Origin of the sequence: Rickettsiella endosymbiont of Aleochara curtula (assembly GCF_964030935.1) — a bacterium.
Lineage (GTDB): Bacteria > Pseudomonadota > Gammaproteobacteria > Diplorickettsiales > Diplorickettsiaceae > Aquirickettsiella.
This window is the reverse complement of record NZ_OZ034990.1, coordinates 47,716-65,112: the sequence shown is the minus strand read 5'-3', so window position 1 is coordinate 65,112 and position 17,397 is coordinate 47,716. Positions and strand designations below refer to the sequence as shown.

Annotated in this window: 14 protein-coding genes; 8 read left to right on the top strand and 6 right to left on the bottom strand. The window is 38.7% G+C overall.

Annotation, left to right across the window (positions count from 1 at the left end; all coding sequences use genetic code 11):
- Positions 1-276 precede the first annotated feature (276 nt).
- Positions 277-4,398 carry a hypothetical protein gene (locus tag AAHF87_RS00200; protein ID WP_342146179.1) on the top strand — a complete coding sequence of 1,374 codons (4,122 nt, stop codon included), beginning with the start codon at positions 277-279 and terminating at the stop codon, positions 4,396-4,398.
- Here the strand turns inward: AAHF87_RS00200 and hemH are convergent.
- The 3 genes from hemH to AAHF87_RS00185 form a co-directional block, all read right to left on the bottom strand.
- Positions 4,331-5,278: a ferrochelatase gene (hemH, locus tag AAHF87_RS00195; protein WP_342146178.1), complete on the bottom strand. Its 948-nt coding sequence runs from the start codon at positions 5,276-5,278 to the stop codon at positions 4,331-4,333. The two genes, AAHF87_RS00200 and hemH, sit on opposite strands and share 68 nt — an antisense overlap.
- Positions 5,275-6,048: an ABC transporter permease gene (locus AAHF87_RS00190; RefSeq protein ID WP_342146177.1), complete on the bottom strand. Its 774-nt coding sequence runs from the start codon at positions 6,046-6,048 to the stop codon at positions 5,275-5,277. The genes hemH and AAHF87_RS00190 overlap by 4 nt, the downstream gene beginning before the upstream one ends.
- A 183-nt stretch (positions 6,049-6,231) precedes the next feature.
- Positions 6,232-7,149, bottom strand: coding sequence for an ABC transporter ATP-binding protein (locus AAHF87_RS00185; RefSeq protein ID WP_342146175.1), 918 nt, complete (start codon positions 7,147-7,149; stop codon positions 6,232-6,234).
- 95 nt (positions 7,150-7,244) lie between these two features.
- On the opposite strand from AAHF87_RS00185, the gene AAHF87_RS00180 reads away from it, so the two are divergent.
- Together AAHF87_RS00180 and zapE are read left to right on the top strand one after the other, a co-directional pair.
- The gene (locus AAHF87_RS00180) at positions 7,245-7,901 is read left to right on the top strand and encodes an alpha/beta hydrolase (RefSeq protein ID WP_342146174.1); all 657 of its coding nucleotides are present in this window, start codon (positions 7,245-7,247) and stop codon (positions 7,899-7,901) included.
- Positions 7,902-7,904: 3 nt separating this feature from the next.
- Positions 7,905-8,942 (top strand): cell division protein ZapE, encoded by a 1,038-nt coding sequence (gene zapE, locus AAHF87_RS00175; RefSeq protein WP_342146172.1) that lies wholly within the window; start codon positions 7,905-7,907, stop codon positions 8,940-8,942.
- 227 nt (positions 8,943-9,169) lie between these two features.
- Here the strand turns inward: zapE and AAHF87_RS00170 are convergent, their stop codons facing one another.
- The 3 genes from AAHF87_RS00170 to AAHF87_RS00160 all read right to left on the bottom strand — a co-directional run bounded on the left by AAHF87_RS00170 (position 9,170) and on the right by AAHF87_RS00160 (position 11,662).
- Positions 9,170-9,559, bottom strand: coding sequence for an HU family DNA-binding protein (locus AAHF87_RS00170; RefSeq protein ID WP_342146171.1), 390 nt, complete (start codon positions 9,557-9,559; stop codon positions 9,170-9,172).
- A gap of 253 nt (positions 9,560-9,812) precedes the next feature.
- A complete protein-coding gene (locus AAHF87_RS00165) occupies positions 9,813-10,616 on the bottom strand; it encodes an RMD1 family protein (RefSeq protein ID WP_342146169.1) in 804 nt (267 codons plus the stop codon).
- A gap of 50 nt (positions 10,617-10,666) precedes the next feature.
- Complete coding sequence (locus AAHF87_RS00160; RefSeq protein WP_342146167.1) at positions 10,667-11,662, bottom strand: L,D-transpeptidase family protein; 996 nt, start codon at positions 11,660-11,662, stop codon at positions 10,667-10,669.
- 324 nt (positions 11,663-11,986) lie between these two features.
- Between AAHF87_RS00160 and rodA the strand changes: the two genes are divergently transcribed.
- The 5 genes from rodA to lgt all read left to right on the top strand — a co-directional run bounded on the left by rodA (position 11,987) and on the right by lgt (position 17,320).
- A complete protein-coding gene (gene rodA, locus AAHF87_RS00155; protein WP_342146165.1) occupies positions 11,987-13,108 on the top strand; it encodes a rod shape-determining protein RodA in 1,122 nt (373 codons plus the stop codon).
- 10 nt (positions 13,109-13,118) lie between these two features.
- The gene (mltB, locus tag AAHF87_RS00150) at positions 13,119-14,135 is read left to right on the top strand and encodes a lytic murein transglycosylase B (protein WP_342146164.1); all 1,017 of its coding nucleotides are present in this window, start codon (positions 13,119-13,121) and stop codon (positions 14,133-14,135) included.
- On the top strand, positions 14,119-15,000 hold the full coding sequence (locus AAHF87_RS00145) for a septal ring lytic transglycosylase RlpA family protein (protein WP_342146162.1): 882 nt from the start codon (positions 14,119-14,121) through the stop codon (positions 14,998-15,000). The genes mltB and AAHF87_RS00145 overlap by 17 nt, the downstream gene beginning before the upstream one ends.
- A gap of 79 nt (positions 15,001-15,079) precedes the next feature.
- Positions 15,080-16,537, top strand: coding sequence for a glycosyltransferase family 87 protein (locus AAHF87_RS00140; RefSeq protein ID WP_342146161.1), 1,458 nt, complete (start codon positions 15,080-15,082; stop codon positions 16,535-16,537).
- A 3-nt stretch (positions 16,538-16,540) separates the two neighbouring features.
- On the top strand, positions 16,541-17,320 hold the full coding sequence (gene lgt / locus AAHF87_RS00135; RefSeq protein ID WP_342146160.1) for a prolipoprotein diacylglyceryl transferase: 780 nt from the start codon (positions 16,541-16,543) through the stop codon (positions 17,318-17,320).
- The last annotated feature ends 77 nt before the right edge of the window (positions 17,321-17,397 follow it).

Genomic DNA, 17,397 nt, shown 5'->3' with positions numbered 1-17,397 from the left:
GAGTTAAGCTTGAATTATGCGCAAAATTTCACGCTAAGCACAAAACTTAAGTGTTTATTAAATGCCTATTCATCAAAAAAATTGATATTAAATTATATTTATATAAATAATTTAATTTTACCTTAAGCTTATAAAACTACAATCAAGCTGTTCAAAAAGAATACAGGGATTAAACAAGCCCAGGGACTAATCTGCTAAGCATAAATTTTCAGGCACACACCGCGAAAATTTCTAGTGATTTAAAGCTTTTTTTAATTAAATTTTCGCAGGTGAATTATGCCAGCTATACACCCACACCCCACGTTATTAGTAACTGCTGCAGCAGACGATGCGCATACTGATAAATTAATTACTGCTGTAGCAGACAATGCACCTACTAATAAGTTAGACACTAATGGGTTAATTACCACTATAGAGAGCACTGATGCGACTGATGACATTATAGAAAGCAGCACTGAAGCATTAAACATTACTTCCGATGACGCCCCGTCAATGCATGAATCAGAAATAAGTCTTAACCAAACCGCGGTCACTTTGACCACGAGTCCAAGCACCGAAATATTTAGCACTCGTTACAATATAACTAGCGCAGAAATAAACAATTCTACCGACTCTAACCTCACTAACTCGACAGATTTAGAGAGTGGAAATGGTATAAGCCTAACCGACGTTCCGACTTTTGCTAATACAACTGATATTATTGATAGTCTGCGTAACGGCCGTAATATTGATACTTTTCCAGGCGAATTAGCAATTCTTTTACATAATAATCCTGTAGAAAATATTGCAAAATTTAAATTAGATATTAATCGGTTTGCCGATGAGCTCGTTAATCACCAACAGCATTATGGTCTCTCCGAATGCCTATTTGAGCCATTAGAAAAAATTGGGGCCGCTTTTAGAGAAAGCTATGCTCAAAAAGGTCTAAATCCAACCCCTGTTGATCGTTATATTCAATATATTTCAGATCTCAAGAATGTCAGCAGTATCACCACGCTAAATTGTTCTGATATTAATAATTGGAGCCTATCAACTACAACTGAAACTCCTCTTTCCAGTACCGAGTTGACCACTCTAGACGAGTCTGTTAACGAAACCGTCAACCTATCCAACGCATCAACGACAGAAGTTTATTCATCGACCTTTGCATCGACTGCTTCAACTCAGTATGTAGCTGATTCTACCCACACATTAAATTCATCCGCTTCAACTACGACACAAATAACTGAATCAACCGCTGCGTCAACAACTCCAATTAATAGTTTTAACGTAACTCTCGATAGCACAGACACAATCGATAATAACAGCACCATGAATAACGGACAAAAGCCCGTTTCGACAGGATTGTTTAATTCTAAATTGCCATCTTTAGGCTTAATTTCTTTGTTTCAAGGAGCCATAGCAGGTGTGACACATGCCATTACTGGAAATATTTATAATTACTATGAATCAAAAGGCAGCTTAACTGCCTGGCGTAAACCCGCCGCTCAAGCGGGCGTTATATTCGCTAATGCAACGATTGCTACGCTGCCTATATTGTTATCGACCGTTGAAGATGAATCCGAACAATCTAATTCCCTGACTAAGGTACTGCAATCTACCGCTTATTCTTTAAGCAGTAGTTTAATTTTAAACAGTGTGAATTATGCCGCACGTGGGGCTTATACTTATTTTAATACAACGCCGATGAATAAAAACTCCATTGCCAGTAAAGCTTTAGAGGCATTACCACTGCTGGCGAACACAAGTTTACTCATTAATAGCGGATATAACTTAACCGACGCCGCAGTTATTGTAGGTTCTAATACTGTAGCCGCAGGCCTATCCAATGCAGTAACACAAAGTGGCATGAATTATTTTTTTAATAGCAAAAAAAATAACAACGCTGATGCTGAAAAAGGTCTTGAACACAACTACATCAAAATGGTCGACATTGAAAAAAATCCTTTTGATCAAGATGATTTTAACCTCGATAGCAAATTTCAAAAGTCGGCCGAAGCCTATACTTTAGAAAACACATCAAGCTTAGATAAATTTCTTGAAAATCTAGATAAGCAGGAAGATTTTAAGATTGAAAAGACAGATACCAAAGTCTTAGTTGAAGCTGCAGAAAAGGCTTTGCATGAAGCTAGCGAGAAGGTTAACTCCTTACATGGAGCCTTAAAGGCAGCTAAAGACGAATTTTCCAAAAATGCATTTCTAAACACCCTTAATCAAATTAAAGCTGTGCAGAACTTAGCTCGCGATCAAGCTTTTATAACGGCTTTGCAAGAAACTAACCAGCAAATTACTAAAGGATTTGAATATTTTCTAGCTATTAAAATTGAAGAAAAAGAATTGGCTGAAATTGATATAAAAATTAATGCCGCAAAGCAACTTTTGAATAGTATTGCAAACTCAAAAAACTCTGAAAAAAATACTCACGAGGTCCATACTAAGCTGCAAAAACTTCGCCACACAAAAAAAGAAATAAATGATAACAACAAAAATAACCTCTTTCTTTTAAATGAAAGCTTAGCCGCTTCAGAAAAACAATTATTAGAACTTTTGATTAATGAAATCAAAAAAGAACAAGCTCACAAAAAAGATTTGAATGCTTCAGAAAAATCCATATTAAAACTTTTGATTGAGGTAACCCAACGTAAAGAAGAAATTTCCCAAAAAGGTTTAGACACTTTAGAGAAACAAATATTAGGTCTGAAGGATAAAGCGCGTAAAAAAGAACCTTCTAAGGAAGATTTAGAAAACCTAAAAAAACAAATATCAGAACTTTTGATCGAACAAGCCAAGCGTAAAGATATGTCTTTCAAATCAGCTTTGGAAGCTTCAGAAAAACAATTATTAGAACTTTTGATTAATGAAGTCAAGTCTAAAGATGCCCCCAAAAAGCACTTAGAAACTTCAGAAAAACAACTATTAGAATTTTTGAAAAAAATATATGTGCACATAAAAAAAATTAACGATCCTGATCTTCGATCTTCCCAAAATACTAACCCCATTGAGGAACAAGTAACTGAATTAAAAAATGCATATTCAAGTGCATGCGCAGCTAAAACTGCGGCCGAAGATAAATTAAAAGCCGCTGAAATAATAGATAACAAAATGATTAATATTCAAGCCTTCCTCTTGAAGAACTTTCTCGCATTAAGCGAGAAAGATCCAGAAATGGCTAAACGAGTTTTTGCTTATCTTCACGAAAGATTAGTGCCGACTAAGAAAAATTTAGAATTAGACTGCTCGATCATTCCATTCACGACTGAGAATGCAAAATATAAACCACGAGATGATAAAAAATCTATTACTACAGCAGAGCTTAAAAAATTGCTAGGAAGCTTTACTACAGGCTTAGCATTAAATATTAAAGATGTTAAATTCGAATCGAAAATTGTTACGGAAGATAACTTCTCTTTCGAAAGAATAGATATTAATTTTGGAATTAACAAGTTTTTGAGAGTTTATATTCCTGAGAAAATCGAGCAGGATCCTGCTAACGATAAACTTTTAGATGCCATAAAGAGTTTGATGAATAAATTACATCCATCTAATGATAATTATTTTAAATTTTTATTTTTATTACCTAGCCAATCAACGACTAGTGTAGTTGAAATTGTAAGTTATCCAAAGAATCAAGGTAATCATAAGCAAATATCCGTTCATAGTCCCGATAGGTTATTAAAAAATGGACTAAAGAAACTTACTAATTATGCAAAAAAACTTGGTTATACTAGCCTTGAGAAAAAATCTTCACAATCTGAACGTGAACAGTCTAACCCATCTTCGGTTTATTATTTTATAAAGAATTCCGTCAAAGTTTATTTGAAAGATTGCCAAGTATCGAATAATGCGCTTACTCATATTGATAAAACTTTATTAACGAATACTTCTGACCTGCGCCAAGCTATAGCATCTGAAATAGCGAACAATGTACATTTAATAGACGATTATAACACTTGGCGGGCAGAAGACTCCTGTGTGCTAGAAATAAGCACCTGGAACAACGTTAAATTTGATCAGTGGCCAAAATTATTTTCTACTACAGCAATAACATTAACCGATTTGGAAATCGAACACGCTTATTATCGGGTAAAATTCCCTTCCGACTCTATGTTTAAAACCAGTAAAGTGATAGTGCTTGCTAAAAAAGAAAATGATGAACACGTTTTGCTTTCAGTTATCAGAAATTTTTTATTGGTAACTGATAAACCAGATAAACCAGTTAAAAAATCATTAGGTATGGATGGTTTACGAAAATTAATCTTAAATTTTGCAACCGTAACAAAAACCAATCAAGAAACTAAGCTTTATTCAGCTGATCTTCGTGCTAATTTCTTTAGCAAACCAGACTCGACAGCAGCTGCACCTGCTCCACAGAATCATTTAACGCGGGGATATAAGTAAAATTTTCGCCACCAGCGGCTAAAAACAGCTCTCGATAACGTTTAGAAATCTCTTCTAAGGTTTCTAAACAATCGACAGCGAATCCTGGACAGATTATTGTGACATTCTTTATGCCGCGCGCTGGAAGCGCTTGTAATACGGCATCGCAATACGGTTGTAACCACTGCGCTGCGCCAAAACGTGATTGAAATACCACTTGGTATTCATCCTCAGATAACTGTAACTTTTCTGCCACTAATCGCGCGCTAGTAAAACATTGTTGTTGATACGGTTCGCCTAATTCAATATTGCGTTGCGGTAAACCATGAAAAGAAAATAATAAATAATTACTTTTTGCTTGTTCTATTCGAGATTCTTTAATCTGATGAGCAAGCGCCTGTATGTAGAGCGGATGATCGAAATAGCCTGCAATGAAACGCAGATTAGGAATAACGCGCGATCGCTGCAATAATTGACTGATTTTATCCAAACAACTGGCGGTAGTAGCCGCAGAATACTGCGGATATAAGGGTAAAATTGTGATGGATGAAACTCCTGCAGCGAGTAATTGCTTGAGTCCGGCCTGAATACTTGGCTGGCCATAACGCATAGCCAGCACTACTTGGTATTTGTCGTCTAAATTGGCTTGTACTTGTTTGGTTAAGCGCTGTGTATAAACGGCTAAGGGTGAACCCTCTTCCATCCAGATGCTTTGATACAGTTTCGCCGTGCGTCGCGCACGTATTGGCAAAATAACTAATCTAAGCAACGGCTGCCAAAACCAAGCGGGCAACTCCACGACGCGTCTATCACTTAAAAATTCAGCTAAATAATCACGCACGGCGCGCGAGCTCGGTGCTTGCGGAGTACCTAAATTAATCAGTAATACACCGGATTTCACGTGCGGATGCCTTTACCACGATTCAGTAAATACAGATTGATAAAAAATAACACCACACAACTTAAAAAAATGATGCTTAAAGCAATAACTACCGGAATATCGCTAATACCGAGTAAGCCATAGCGAAAACTATTCACGATATATAAAATCGGATTAAATAAGGAGATATGCCGCCAAAAACTTGGTAGTAAATCGATGGAATAAAATATTCCACCCAAATAAGTCAACGGTGTGAGCACAAACGTCGGCACAATAGACACATCATCAAAGGTCTTAGCAAACAAGGCATTAGTAAAGCCAGCGAGCGAAAATAAGATCGTGGTCATCGGTACTATCGCTAACAATACAAAAATATTGTAGACATGTAATTGTGTAAAAAATAAGGCAAGAATCGTGACTAATACGCCAACCAATAAGCCACGCGCTACACCTCCGGCAACAAATCCCGCTAATAATAAATAATTCGGCAAAGGCGCAACGATCAGTTCTTCAATACTACGTTGAAAACGCATGCCAAAAAAAGAAGTAACGACATTGGTATACGCAGCAGTAATTACCGACATCATAATTAAGCCAGGTGCAATATATTGCATATAGCTATAACCTTCTATATTACCTAAGCGTTGACCGATCAAATTACCGAAGATTAAAAAATACAGCGTCATCGTCACCAAAGGTGGCAATAAAGTTTGCACCCAAATACGCAAAAAACGTTTAATTTCTTTGCGCAACAGACTAATAAACGCGATCCAGTAGACTTTTGCTTGCATAGAGTTAATCTTTTTTTATCTCAGTTATAAAAATTAGGTAACTTTCACAGATCCTTTACATTCGTGTATTCCGTCATGGCGAGCGAATAAAATGAGCGTGGCCATCCATGGATTGCCGCGCACCTACGGTGCTCGCAATGAAGATTAATATTTTACGCGCTGGCAATGGCGGAAACATGAAAATCATTTATTTTTGTTCGCAGCAATCAAATTAAGAAATAATTCTTCTAAACGATTGGCTTTATTACGCAAACTCGTCACCTCTATATGATGCCCTTCTAAAAACCCAAATAAATTATTCAACGATTGTTCTTTAGCGACATCGACTTCTAAGGTCACATCATCTAGTAAACGCATCGCAAATGGCGATTGTGGTACTTCCACCAGCGGTTTTTTTAAATCAAACACAAAGGTTTCCATATTTAAGGTCGCTAATAAATGTTTCATACTAGTATTTTCTATAATGCTGCCTTTATCAATAATAGCGATGTTTTTACACAGATATTCGGCTTCTTCCAAATAATGTGTAGTTAAAATGATGGTAATACCTTGTTGATTAATGCTGCGTAGAAACTCCCACATTGAACGCCGTATTTCAATATCGACACCGGCAGTCGGTTCATCTAGGATCAGCAATTTCGGTTGATGTACTAAGGCGCGTGCTATCATCAAACGGCGTTTCATACCACCCGATAATTGCATAGAAATGTGATTACGCTTATCCCATAAATCCAGCTTTTTTAAATAGATTTCTGCGCGCTGTTTAGCCAAACGTCTCGGTACACCATAATAACCGGCTTGATAAACGATAACGTCGATAACCCTTTCAAAGATACTAAAATTAAGTTCTTGTGGAACGATACCAATACAGGATTTAGCGGCTTCTAATTCGCTATCGATACTATGTCCAAAGACTTTCACCGTTCCAGCGGTCTTATTGATCAAAGAAGCGACTATGCCGATGGTCGTGGATTTTCCGGCGCCATTCGGACCTAACAAAGCAAAAAAATCACCCTCCTCCACATTGAGATCAATATTCTTAAGCGCAATAACGCCGTTCTTATAGATTTTACTGAGACCTTGGATGCTCAATGCTTGCATAACTTTAATAGCGCTTTAAAATGAATAAAATTCTAGCTGATAAACTATGACTTCTGACAAGAAGCCGTTTCTTAAGCTCAAACCATGAGTATAACATGACAATGACCCTACCATTCCCTACTGACCCATTAGGCAAGCTGTTGTTACCCGGCCCAGCCGGTCAGCTTGAAATCATGACCAGCTCACCCGAAACACGCCGCAACCCATCTACCATTGCGGTTATTTGCCATCCGCACCCTTTGTTTGGTGGAACCATGCACAATAAGGTTATCTACACCTTAGCGCGATGTTTCAACAGCATGGGGCTTGCTACAGTACGTTTTAATTTCCGTAGCGTTGGTCTCAGCCAGGGCGAATATGCCAAGGGCATCGGGGAAACCGATGATCTTTTGGCAGTACTAACCTGGTTAAAAGCATGCTGTCCTGAGTCAAGCATTTGGCTGGCAGGTTTTTCATTCGGTGCTTATGTAGCCGCTCGTGCTGCAAAAGTTTGGCCAGCAAAACAATTGATTTGTGTTGCACCTCCTATAGAAAATTTTCCCTTTAAAGAACTTCCGCCCTTTCCTTGTCCTTGGATATTGGTACAAGGTGATGCAGATGAAGTGGTATCACCTACAGCGGTATTTACTTGGGTAAATTCCTTAGAACATCCGCCAGAAGTCATTAAAATTCATGGGGCGACACATTTTTTTCACGGCCATCTGATAGAACTACGTGATCGGTTAACCACAACACTCAACAAAGCTTTTTAAACCATGATTCCATTAGCCGCTTATCAACAACAACTACTCAATCAATCCTTGCGTAACGATGCGCAACAAGCTTTAGCCATGCAGCAATTTCAAGCGGTGTATGATGAATTAATCGCACCCCAAAAATGGCTAGCTGCTAAAAAAAATCGTAAAGGGTTGTATGTATGGGGCGCTGTCGGTCGTGGCAAAACCTATTTAATGGATTTGTTTTACAATCATCTACCGGTTGCTAAATCACGTTATCACTTTCATCAATTTATGCATCACATCCATGCTGAGCTCGCTCAGTTGCAGGGAATATCGAATCCATTAAAGCATATTGCGAAACGTCTGCGTAAAGAAGTCGAGGTGATATGTTTAGACGAGTTTTTAGTGCACGAAATCGGCGATGCGATGTTGTTAGCACAATTATTAAAAGCATTATTTGCCGAAGATATTGTATTAGTCACTACTGCCAATACTCCCCCAGACGATTTATATGCTAATGGTTTGCAACGCGGACTGTTCTTACCGGCAATTACTTTAATCAAGCAACATCTACAAATTTTTCATTTAGACAGCGCGATTGATTATCGACGCGCGCATTTAATCAGCAAAGAAAATGAACTCGTTTGCGTCATGAATCCCGCACAAGTGCAAGCTGTATTCGATAAATTAAGCAAAAATACAACGGTTAGTTATCAAGCGCTTAAGATTAACGATCGTTTGATCACGCATTTAGGCTGTACTCAACAGTTAGTTTGGTTTGACTTTAGTTCAATTTGTGCGATACCGCGCAGCCAATTAGATTATTTGGTCATCGCACAACAGTTTTCGACTATTTTAATCAGCGACGTCAAACCCATCGGCGAATATGAAGATAATCTAGCGCGGCTGTTCATTCACTTAATTGATATCCTTTATGATGCGAACACACGACTGATCCTCACGTCAACGCTACCTATCGAGGATATTTATCCTAAAGGTCGACTCAGCGTTGAGTTTGAGCGTACAAAAAGTCGCTTAGCCGCTTTTAAAGAAAAATGGCAGAACACACACTAACGTTTTTGATGATTTAAAAATCTGTCATGGTGAGCGAATGTTCATTCGTCTGGCCATGCATGGATTGCCGCGCACCTACGGTGCTCGCAATGACGATTAATAGGTTACGTGCTCGCAATAACGAGTAATACCGGTCCTTGCAATGACGAGTAATACCTAGAGACAAAAATTCAAGTGCGAAGAGTAATGAAAAAAAGGCGCTAAACGCGCCTTTTTTATTGAGTCAATTAAACAGCTGCTTTCAATTTTTTCAATGGTTTTATTTTCACCACTTTTCGTGCAGGTTTTGCTTTGAAAGTAGTCGGCTCACCGGTAAATGGATTAATACCTTTACGCGCTTTAGTCGCTGGTTTTTTTACAACCGTAATTTTATACATGCCTGGATGCGCAAAAGCACAGCCGGCTTTTACATGCGCATGCATAATCATCTGTAAGGTTTCTAAAACCTCAGCAACTTTTTTCTTAGGTAATTCAGTGCTTTCTACTAAACATTGGAGCAATTCAGTTTTAGTAAAAGACTTTTTCACAGCAGCTAGTTTTTTACTAGGCGATGTTACTTTAGTTTTTTTACGCGCTTTAGCTGCCGGAGACTTTTTTTTAGCTAACTTTTTAGCCATGGTTCATATTCCTCTAAATTATATAAGGAGTAAACAGAAGGTTAGGATTCTATAAAATAGCATATTTCTAGTTTTTTGCTAGAGGTCGTTATAAATATTTTATGTTTATTTTTTATTTGCATACTCACAACAATTGGATTTTTTGACCAGGCGCCGCGAGAATGGAGCAACCGGAGTGTATTTAAGATACATAAGGATGCAAATCGAGCGGCAACACAGTCCATGTCAACTGCGAAGAGTATAAGGAACATTTTCAAACATGTTGAAGTATTTGCACCACTATCTCGATAAAAATTAATAAAATGATCACGAATTCTAAGATACTGGAATAGCGATGTTGTAGCTGACTATTTAACATTTCTAAAATTTCATGCGCTACATCCAGCTTATGGTTCAAAGCTGCTACTCTTTTTGGAATATCTAAAAATTTTTCAGTCATCTCATAATAGGATTCGAGATTCGAATAGCGCCAAAAATATTCAGGAACATCTAAATATTCGCTGCTGAGATTGACCGAACTGCGCGTCAAAAAAATTTCACCAATACGTTTAGAAATTTCCGAGCGCGATAGCGAAATTTTCCCAAAACGTGCTAATTCTTTAGGAAAATGGCTATTTGCAAGCACAGTTTTATTGACCGATTCCTCATACGATTCTAGTTTTATTGATTGTGCTAAACCATAAGAGATCGCGAGTTTAATTTGTACATTATCCGATTCGTCGCTTTCTAAAGTAATCACATCCACGTTAAAGCGTTGGTGTGGAAAAAGCCGAGTTTCTTTGTCCAGATAATAAATGAAGCGATCCATTTCAATTTTTTCTAAAGGATCAATAGAAAAAGGCTTAATATCCTCAATTATTTTTTTCTCTTGTTTTTTACTGAGATTCCAGGTTACAAAACAGCCATGATTAAAGAAAAAGATATCGATAGGCTTATCAAGCTTCGTGACATACAGCACATTCCGAAACAACTTAGCTGTATAACGCTTCGTGCGAAAAAATTCCGCGAGTAGACTTAATTTATAATTAGCTGCTGTACAAAAAGAAACACAACGCATAAAAATTCACTGTCATATTAAAAGTAGGTTTGGGTTTAATGCCAAAGCGATCAAGTCGATTTTTTGTTTTTCTGATGAGCATGTGATGTAACATGCTTTAGTGATGTATCAGGATATCCGACGACTTGTGGTATTCCATTTTCTCGAAAACTAATGCGCTCAACCGATTGCCACTGAATTTTAGCAGCTTTTGTAGTATTTGCTTGAATAAGCCTTTCCATTGCTAAACGATTAAATAATGACTGTTTTTGCAATGGTACGTGCGCTTCTAAAAAAAGTCTATGCTTTTCCCAGCCGAATTTATAAGGTAAATCAATAATCGTGACTTTTTCTTTTCGTGCCACTTCTGCAAACAAGCTTTCTATATCTTCTGGAAACAACCGAATACATCCGGCACTACTACGCCGTCCAACACCTTGTGAATCATTGGTGCCATGAATTAAGTAAGTAGCCTGCTTAAGCCGCATGGCATAACCACCTAAAGGATTATCCGGACCCGGCGGAACTTTTACCGGTAAGTGTACACCCTCTTTAGCGCGATCTTTGCGGATAGATTCCGGCACTGTCCAGATAGGATTACGCATTTTTTCAGCAATCCAGGAAGGCCCTAAAGGCGTATCCCATCCTTCTCGACCTATTCCTACTGGATAAGTAATCACCACATGGCGATGCGGCGGATAGTAATAAATGCGTAATTCAGCTAAGTTAATGACTAAACCATGCCGCTTGGGTGGTAAAATAAAACGGCTGGGAATAACGATAATGCTTCCGGTTTGCGGGTGATCCGGATTGATCATCGGATTGGCTTCTACCAATTCAAAATAGCCCATATCATAGCGCCGACCAATTTTATTGAACGTATCACCGGGTAAAGCTTGCGTCCATTGCACATGACCGACAACATCATCGCCATGCGCGGGTAACACAAACGTTAATGCAGTAGCGGGCGTAACAACACTCCAATAGAAAAAAAAAGCTATTGTCAAACGCATTGCTCGTTTTTTAAAACTTTCAATCATTGCAATAGAAGATGATAGTGTTGACATAATTATCAATAAAAAAGCAGCTTTTCTTAGAATTGGGTATTGTACATCGAATCAGTGATTACGCAACCGCACTCACCTATTAACAATAGACTAACTCTCCAAGCAATAGTTTACTCGTCGTTGCGAGCGCGTAGCGCGCGGCAATCCATGAAACCCTAGCCTGGTGGCCACGTTCATTACATTCGCTCGCCATGACGGTAATTTTTTACTTGTTTCCACTACACGCTTATAATTCTATGACTAAACAGCTATATCAGTAGTTTAGCGTAAGTCAGGGGATTTTATCCTATACTACAGCTATTTACTTTTACTAGGGCTGCAACTATGCTCGCGATTAGCAAACAGCGTCGACGATTTTCATTACAAAAAATATCGCAATTTTTTCGAGTCGATAAGCCCCTATTAATAGGTTTACTCAGTCTAGTCTGTATCGGTTTGATTATACTTTATAGCGCAAGCAATCAAAGCTTAGTCATCATCAGCAAACAAGCGTTGCGGATGTTGATTGCTTTTTCTGTCATGTTGATGCTTGCGCAAATTTCACCTGCTACTTATCGTGCCTGGGCGCCTTGGATATTTATTTTTAGTTTTACGTTGTTGCTGGCGGTATTAATTTTAGGCGTTGTCGGCAAAGGTGCGCAGCGCTGGTTGAATCTGGGACTATTAAAATTCCAACCTTCTGAGCTAATGAAATTGTCCGTGCCGATGATGTTAGCCTGGTATTTACATGATAAATCCCTACCTCCTTCCTTGTTCAATTTATTCGTCATATTAATCATAGTTGCGGTACCAACTTTATTAGTGATTAAACAACCGGATTTAGGCACTGCGTTATTGATTGTTGCTTCAGGTTTTAGTGTTATTTTATTAGCCGGCATAAGTGGCCGATGGTTATTACTCGGTGGTTTATTAATGCTCGTCATCGCGCCGCTAGGTTGGCATTTTATGCATGATTACCAAAAATTGCGCGTACTGACCTTCTTAAATCCAGAAAGAGATCCACTTGGCGCTGGTTACCATATCATTCAATCCAAAATTGCTATTGGTGCGGGTGGACTTTTTGGTAAAGGTTGGTTACATGGCACGCAATCGCATTTACAATTTCTACCGGAACATACCACGGATTTTATTTTTGCGGTTTGCGGTGAAGAGTTTGGCTTACTAGGTGGTATGGTGTTATTAAGTCTTTATCTGTGGATCGCGGCACGCGGACTTTATATCAGCATGAAGGCGCAGGACACTTTTTCACGTTTACTCGGCGGAGGATTAAGTTTAAGTTTTTTTATCGCCGCCTTTGTTAACATCGGTATGGTGAGCGGATTATTGCCCGTAGTAGGTATACCCTTACCTTTGATCAGTTATGGTGGAACCTCATTAATTACTTTAATCGCCGGTTTTGGTATCCTAATGTCTATCCAAATGCATAGAAAATTAGTCGGTAACTAAGGAAAGCAACATGATGGAAAACAAAAACTTGCGTAGTAGCTTAAGCGCATTGCTGTTATTGATTACACTCTGTCTGACTTCATGTACCGCCTATGCGAATAAACCCGAAGTACGCTCATTTATTGATACGATGGTAGAAAAATATCATTTTGACCGTAAACAACTGCAAATACTTTTCAATACCGTTAAATCGAACCGTTCGATTATTAGTTCGTTTATTACGCCTAAAGAACGTTTAACCTGGTCAGAATATCGGCCGATTTTTGTTACCAGCAAACGAGCCCAGCTCGGCGTAAAGTTTTGGGATGCACACGCTAAAACCTTAGCTGAAGCCGAAAAACGTTATGGTGTTCCTGCCTCAATCATCGTGGCTATTTTAGGCGTCGAAACACGCTATGGTGAGGTCACCGGTAAATATCGCGTCATTGATTCTTTGAGCACCTTAAGTTTCAATCACGCACGGCGCTCGGATTTTTTTAAACATGAACTGGAACAATTTTTGTTACTCAGTCGAGAAAATCCCGCTATAAACCCAAAAACCACAAAAGGTTCTTATGCTGGCGCTATCGGGAAAGTACAATTTATGCCTAGCAATTACCGTCACCTCTCGGTAGACGCAACGCATAAGGGTTATAGCGATCTCATCAATAACTCGGATGACGCTATTCTCAGTATTGCCAATTATTTACATTCGTTTGGCTGGGCTAAATCGGGTCCGGTGGCCGTACCCGCGCGTTTTTCACCCCAAGCATTATTACACTTACCTAAATCTCAAGAGAATTTCACCGTAAAAGATTTTGCAAAGTATCACATTTATCCCAAAAAACAGGTATCTTCGCAACTCAAGAGCTTCCTGATTGTACTACCACTCAAGCACGGCAATGAATACTGGTTAGGATTTAATGACTTCCAAACTATTAAACACTATAATTCCAGCTCACTGTATGCAATGGCGGTTTTTCAATTAAGTGAATTAATCCATCATCTTCACCAACAAGAGCATCAACCTCATGTCAATAAAAAATAATGCTGAGCAAGGAAGCTTATTTTTTGAAGTTATTTATGGATTTACTTTATGTTTACTCACGCTCAGTCTAGGAGCTTGTTCTTCTACTTCCAGCAATAATTATCGTTACCATCTGCGACAAGATAAAGCGCCTTGTTTTAGAGTCAACGCGAATCGGATCCCTAATGCGGTACCGAAAGCAGAACCTTTAAGTAAACATGGCAACCCAAAATCCTACGTGGTTTTCGGGCGTCGTTACTATGTCATGAAAAGCGCAAAAGGATATCATGCTCGAGGAGTCGCCTCCTGGTATGGTATGAAATTTCATGATTTTAAAACCTCGAATGGCGAGATTTATAACGTAGCTGGCATGACTGCAGCACATAAAACACTTCCACTCCCCACTTACTTACAAGTAACCAATTTGCGTAATGGGAAAAAAATTATCGTTAAAGTTAATGACAGAGGCCCTTTTGTTAACAATCGCTTGATCGATCTTTCTTATGCCGCTGCAAAGAAACTGGATATGACCGGGACTGGCACAGCACCGGTTTCGGTGGTCGCTATCACACCTGGCATTACACGTCTCGCTAACAATAATACGTCCATACGCAGAGAAAGCTATAACGGTTCCCAGCAAACTAAAAAGCCTGCTCCGTATATTCAATTAGGACTGTTTAAACAACGTGCTGCTGCACAAAAACTCGCTTTATTAGTTAAACAATGGACTCGATCCCCGGTCAATGTAAAAACAACCTCTATCCATAAAAGATATTATTACCAGGTAGTCATTGGGCCTTTACCCAATAATAAAAGTTCACAACAACTCACACATAAACTACAACTCGCTGGGTTGAGTCATCGTTATAAGGAATTTAAATCCTGACCCTCTATACTTTTGCCATTAAATTTTTGCCTAGGTTCAAAAAATTCAATGGCTGCGAGTATAAAAGCTGATTTTTTATATGTCATTTAAACAAAGCTCTCATTGTTTACGTCTACTGTGTGGAATCATTCTACTCGCAATAATAATCATCCTTAATTTTGTTTATCCGCTGACGCTAGGAAAAACTAATATTCTGTACAGTGATTTTGGAAAATTTTATCATTCTCAGCAAATGTTCATTCAAGGAAAAAATATCTATACGCCGATTTACTTTGTTAAAAGCAAACTGAATTCCTCTACTACAAAACCTACTCAATCAACACACTCCAAAGTCTTTAAATTAGGTAGCAATTTAAATCCCCCTTTTTTTACGCTGATAAGCTTTCCACTGGCCTATCTTAGTTATCCGCATGCATTATTGCTATGGACTTTTCTTTCGCTATTGGCCGGAGCATTAGGAATTTTATTATTACAACAAAAACTGGATCGACAGACTTTTTCAGCATCCTGTGCCGTATTGTTGTTAATTGCCTTACTCAGTTATTTCCCTAGCTTTATAACTTTACAGTTTGGCCAAGTCAGCTTATTGCTGCTGCCCTTACTGGTATTAGCATGGCGTGCTGCACGTGATAAAACAATGATACGCGCTGCGATTTTTTTAGGGATAGCGACAAGCTTAAAACCTTTTATCGGTTTATTTTTATTTTATTTTCTTATGCGCAAAGAATGGCCTGGCCTATGCGCATTTTTTGTAACGCTGCTCAGTTGCGCCTTAATCGCTGCGTTATTTTTAGGCCTAAATAGCTATGCTGACTATTTTCATGCCTGCCAGCAAATAAAATGGGCGGCTTCAAGTTGGAATGTCTCAATTTATGGCTTTTTATTACGCTTATGGGGCGGCGTAGAAAGTAATGTCGCTGTGTTACCCGTTCCTGGACTCATTAGCTATGTTTATCCATTTCTAGCTGGGGTTTTTTTTCTAGCAATTATTCAATTCTTGCGTCCAAGCGCTGATATGCTAGCGGAACAAAAAGTGGATCTTGATTTCTCAGTCATTATCGTTGGCATGTTATTACTATCACCTTTAGGCTGGATATACTATTTCCCGTTGCTGAGTATTCCGATATTAATTCTCTGGCAATTTGCCAGAAAAGGAATTTATCCTATCGCCTTGCCGATAAGTTTAATGGCTTGCATTTTTTTCAGTAACATTCCCATCAGCTTATTTGATAGCGATCAAATCACGGCAACGAATATGCTGCGCGTATTTTTTGGCTCCTCGCTTTATTTTTTAGTCCTGCTTGGCTTAACCAGCTTAATATTTTGGCTGCGTTATCGTTTATCAAAGAATTTTGAATTATACTCTCAACAGAAGCGTGTACATTTTGAAAGAATAGCCCCTTCCCTGTTATTATTAATCGGCATCGTGGTTTTTTTACCCTCTTACCAAGGGATAGGCAAAGCCACTCATGATTGGATACTTCACAGTACGCATTATAGTAAGCAATATTTAAGCCTTACTCATCATCAGGATTAAACTATGTTGATCTACCCTACGATGAACCCGATTGCATTTAGCCTAGGACCACTCAAGGTGCATTGGTATGGCCTTATGTATGCAATTGGATTTATAGGCGCTTGGTTACTGGCTATCTATCGAGCTAAAAAACCGAATAGTGGTTGGAGTATTGACGAAGTGAGTGATCTGCTTTTTTACGCCGCACTCGGCGTTATTTTGGGTGGACGCGTCGGTTATATGTTGTTTTATGATTTAGGCAACTTCCTAAGCCATCCTTGGATTATTTTTCAAGTTTGGCAGGGTGGCATGTCATTTCATGGCGGCCTGTTAGGTGTTTTATTAGCTTTGTATTTATTTAGTCGAAAAACTGGAAAACATTTTTTTGATATTACCGATTTTGCTGCCCCTCTCGTACCGGTTGGACTAGCCGCTGGTCGGATTGGTAATTTTATCAATGGAGAATTATGGGGACGAATCACCGATGTGCCTTGGGCTATGGTGTTTCCACATGCCGGAGGTCTACCCAGACATCCTTCACAACTTTATGAGTTCTTTTTTGAAGGCGTGATACTATTCGTCATACTCTGGATTTACTCGAGTAAAAAAAGACCGCGCATGGCCGTTTCAGCATGGTTTGCCATTTTATATGGCGTTTTTCGTTTTGGACTCGAATTTTTCCGCCAACCGGACGCACAATTAGGCTTCATTGCATGGAATTGGTTAACCATGGGCCAACTACTTTCTATTCCGATGATCCTATTTGGTATATTTTTATTGGTCAAAATACATAAAACGAATTAAGCACGTAAAAATATTGATTGTCATTGCAAGGGAAGGTTCATTCGCGTGGCGCCATCCACAATTTTAGTCCCCTGGAT

Bases quoted from the DNA above. Each gene is read 5' to 3' on its own strand.
- AAHF87_RS00200 (WP_342146179.1), top strand. From the start codon at position 277: ATGCCAGCTATACACCCACACCCCACGTTATTAGTAACTGCTGCAGCA.
- AAHF87_RS00190 (WP_342146177.1), bottom strand. From the start codon at position 6,048: ATGCAAGCAAAAGTCTACTGGATCGCGTTTATTAGTCTGTTGCGCAAA.
- AAHF87_RS00185 (WP_342146175.1), bottom strand. From the start codon at position 7,149: ATGCAAGCATTGAGCATCCAAGGTCTCAGTAAAATCTATAAGAACGGC.
- AAHF87_RS00180 (WP_342146174.1), top strand. From the start codon at position 7,245: ATGACAATGACCCTACCATTCCCTACTGACCCATTAGGCAAGCTGTTG.
- zapE (WP_342146172.1), top strand. From the start codon at position 7,905: ATGATTCCATTAGCCGCTTATCAACAACAACTACTCAATCAATCCTTG.
- AAHF87_RS00170 (WP_342146171.1), bottom strand. From the start codon at position 9,559: ATGGCTAAAAAGTTAGCTAAAAAAAAGTCTCCGGCAGCTAAAGCGCGT.
- AAHF87_RS00165 (WP_342146169.1), bottom strand. From the start codon at position 10,616: ATGCGTTGTGTTTCTTTTTGTACAGCAGCTAATTATAAATTAAGTCTA.
- AAHF87_RS00160 (WP_342146167.1), bottom strand. From the start codon at position 11,662: ATGTCAACACTATCATCTTCTATTGCAATGATTGAAAGTTTTAAAAAA.
- rodA (WP_342146165.1), top strand. From the start codon at position 11,987: ATGCTCGCGATTAGCAAACAGCGTCGACGATTTTCATTACAAAAAATA.
- mltB (WP_342146164.1), top strand. From the start codon at position 13,119: ATGATGGAAAACAAAAACTTGCGTAGTAGCTTAAGCGCATTGCTGTTA.
- AAHF87_RS00145 (WP_342146162.1), top strand. From the start codon at position 14,119: ATGTCAATAAAAAATAATGCTGAGCAAGGAAGCTTATTTTTTGAAGTT.
- AAHF87_RS00140 (WP_342146161.1), top strand. From the start codon at position 15,080: ATGTCATTTAAACAAAGCTCTCATTGTTTACGTCTACTGTGTGGAATC.
- lgt (WP_342146160.1), top strand. From the start codon at position 16,541: ATGTTGATCTACCCTACGATGAACCCGATTGCATTTAGCCTAGGACCA.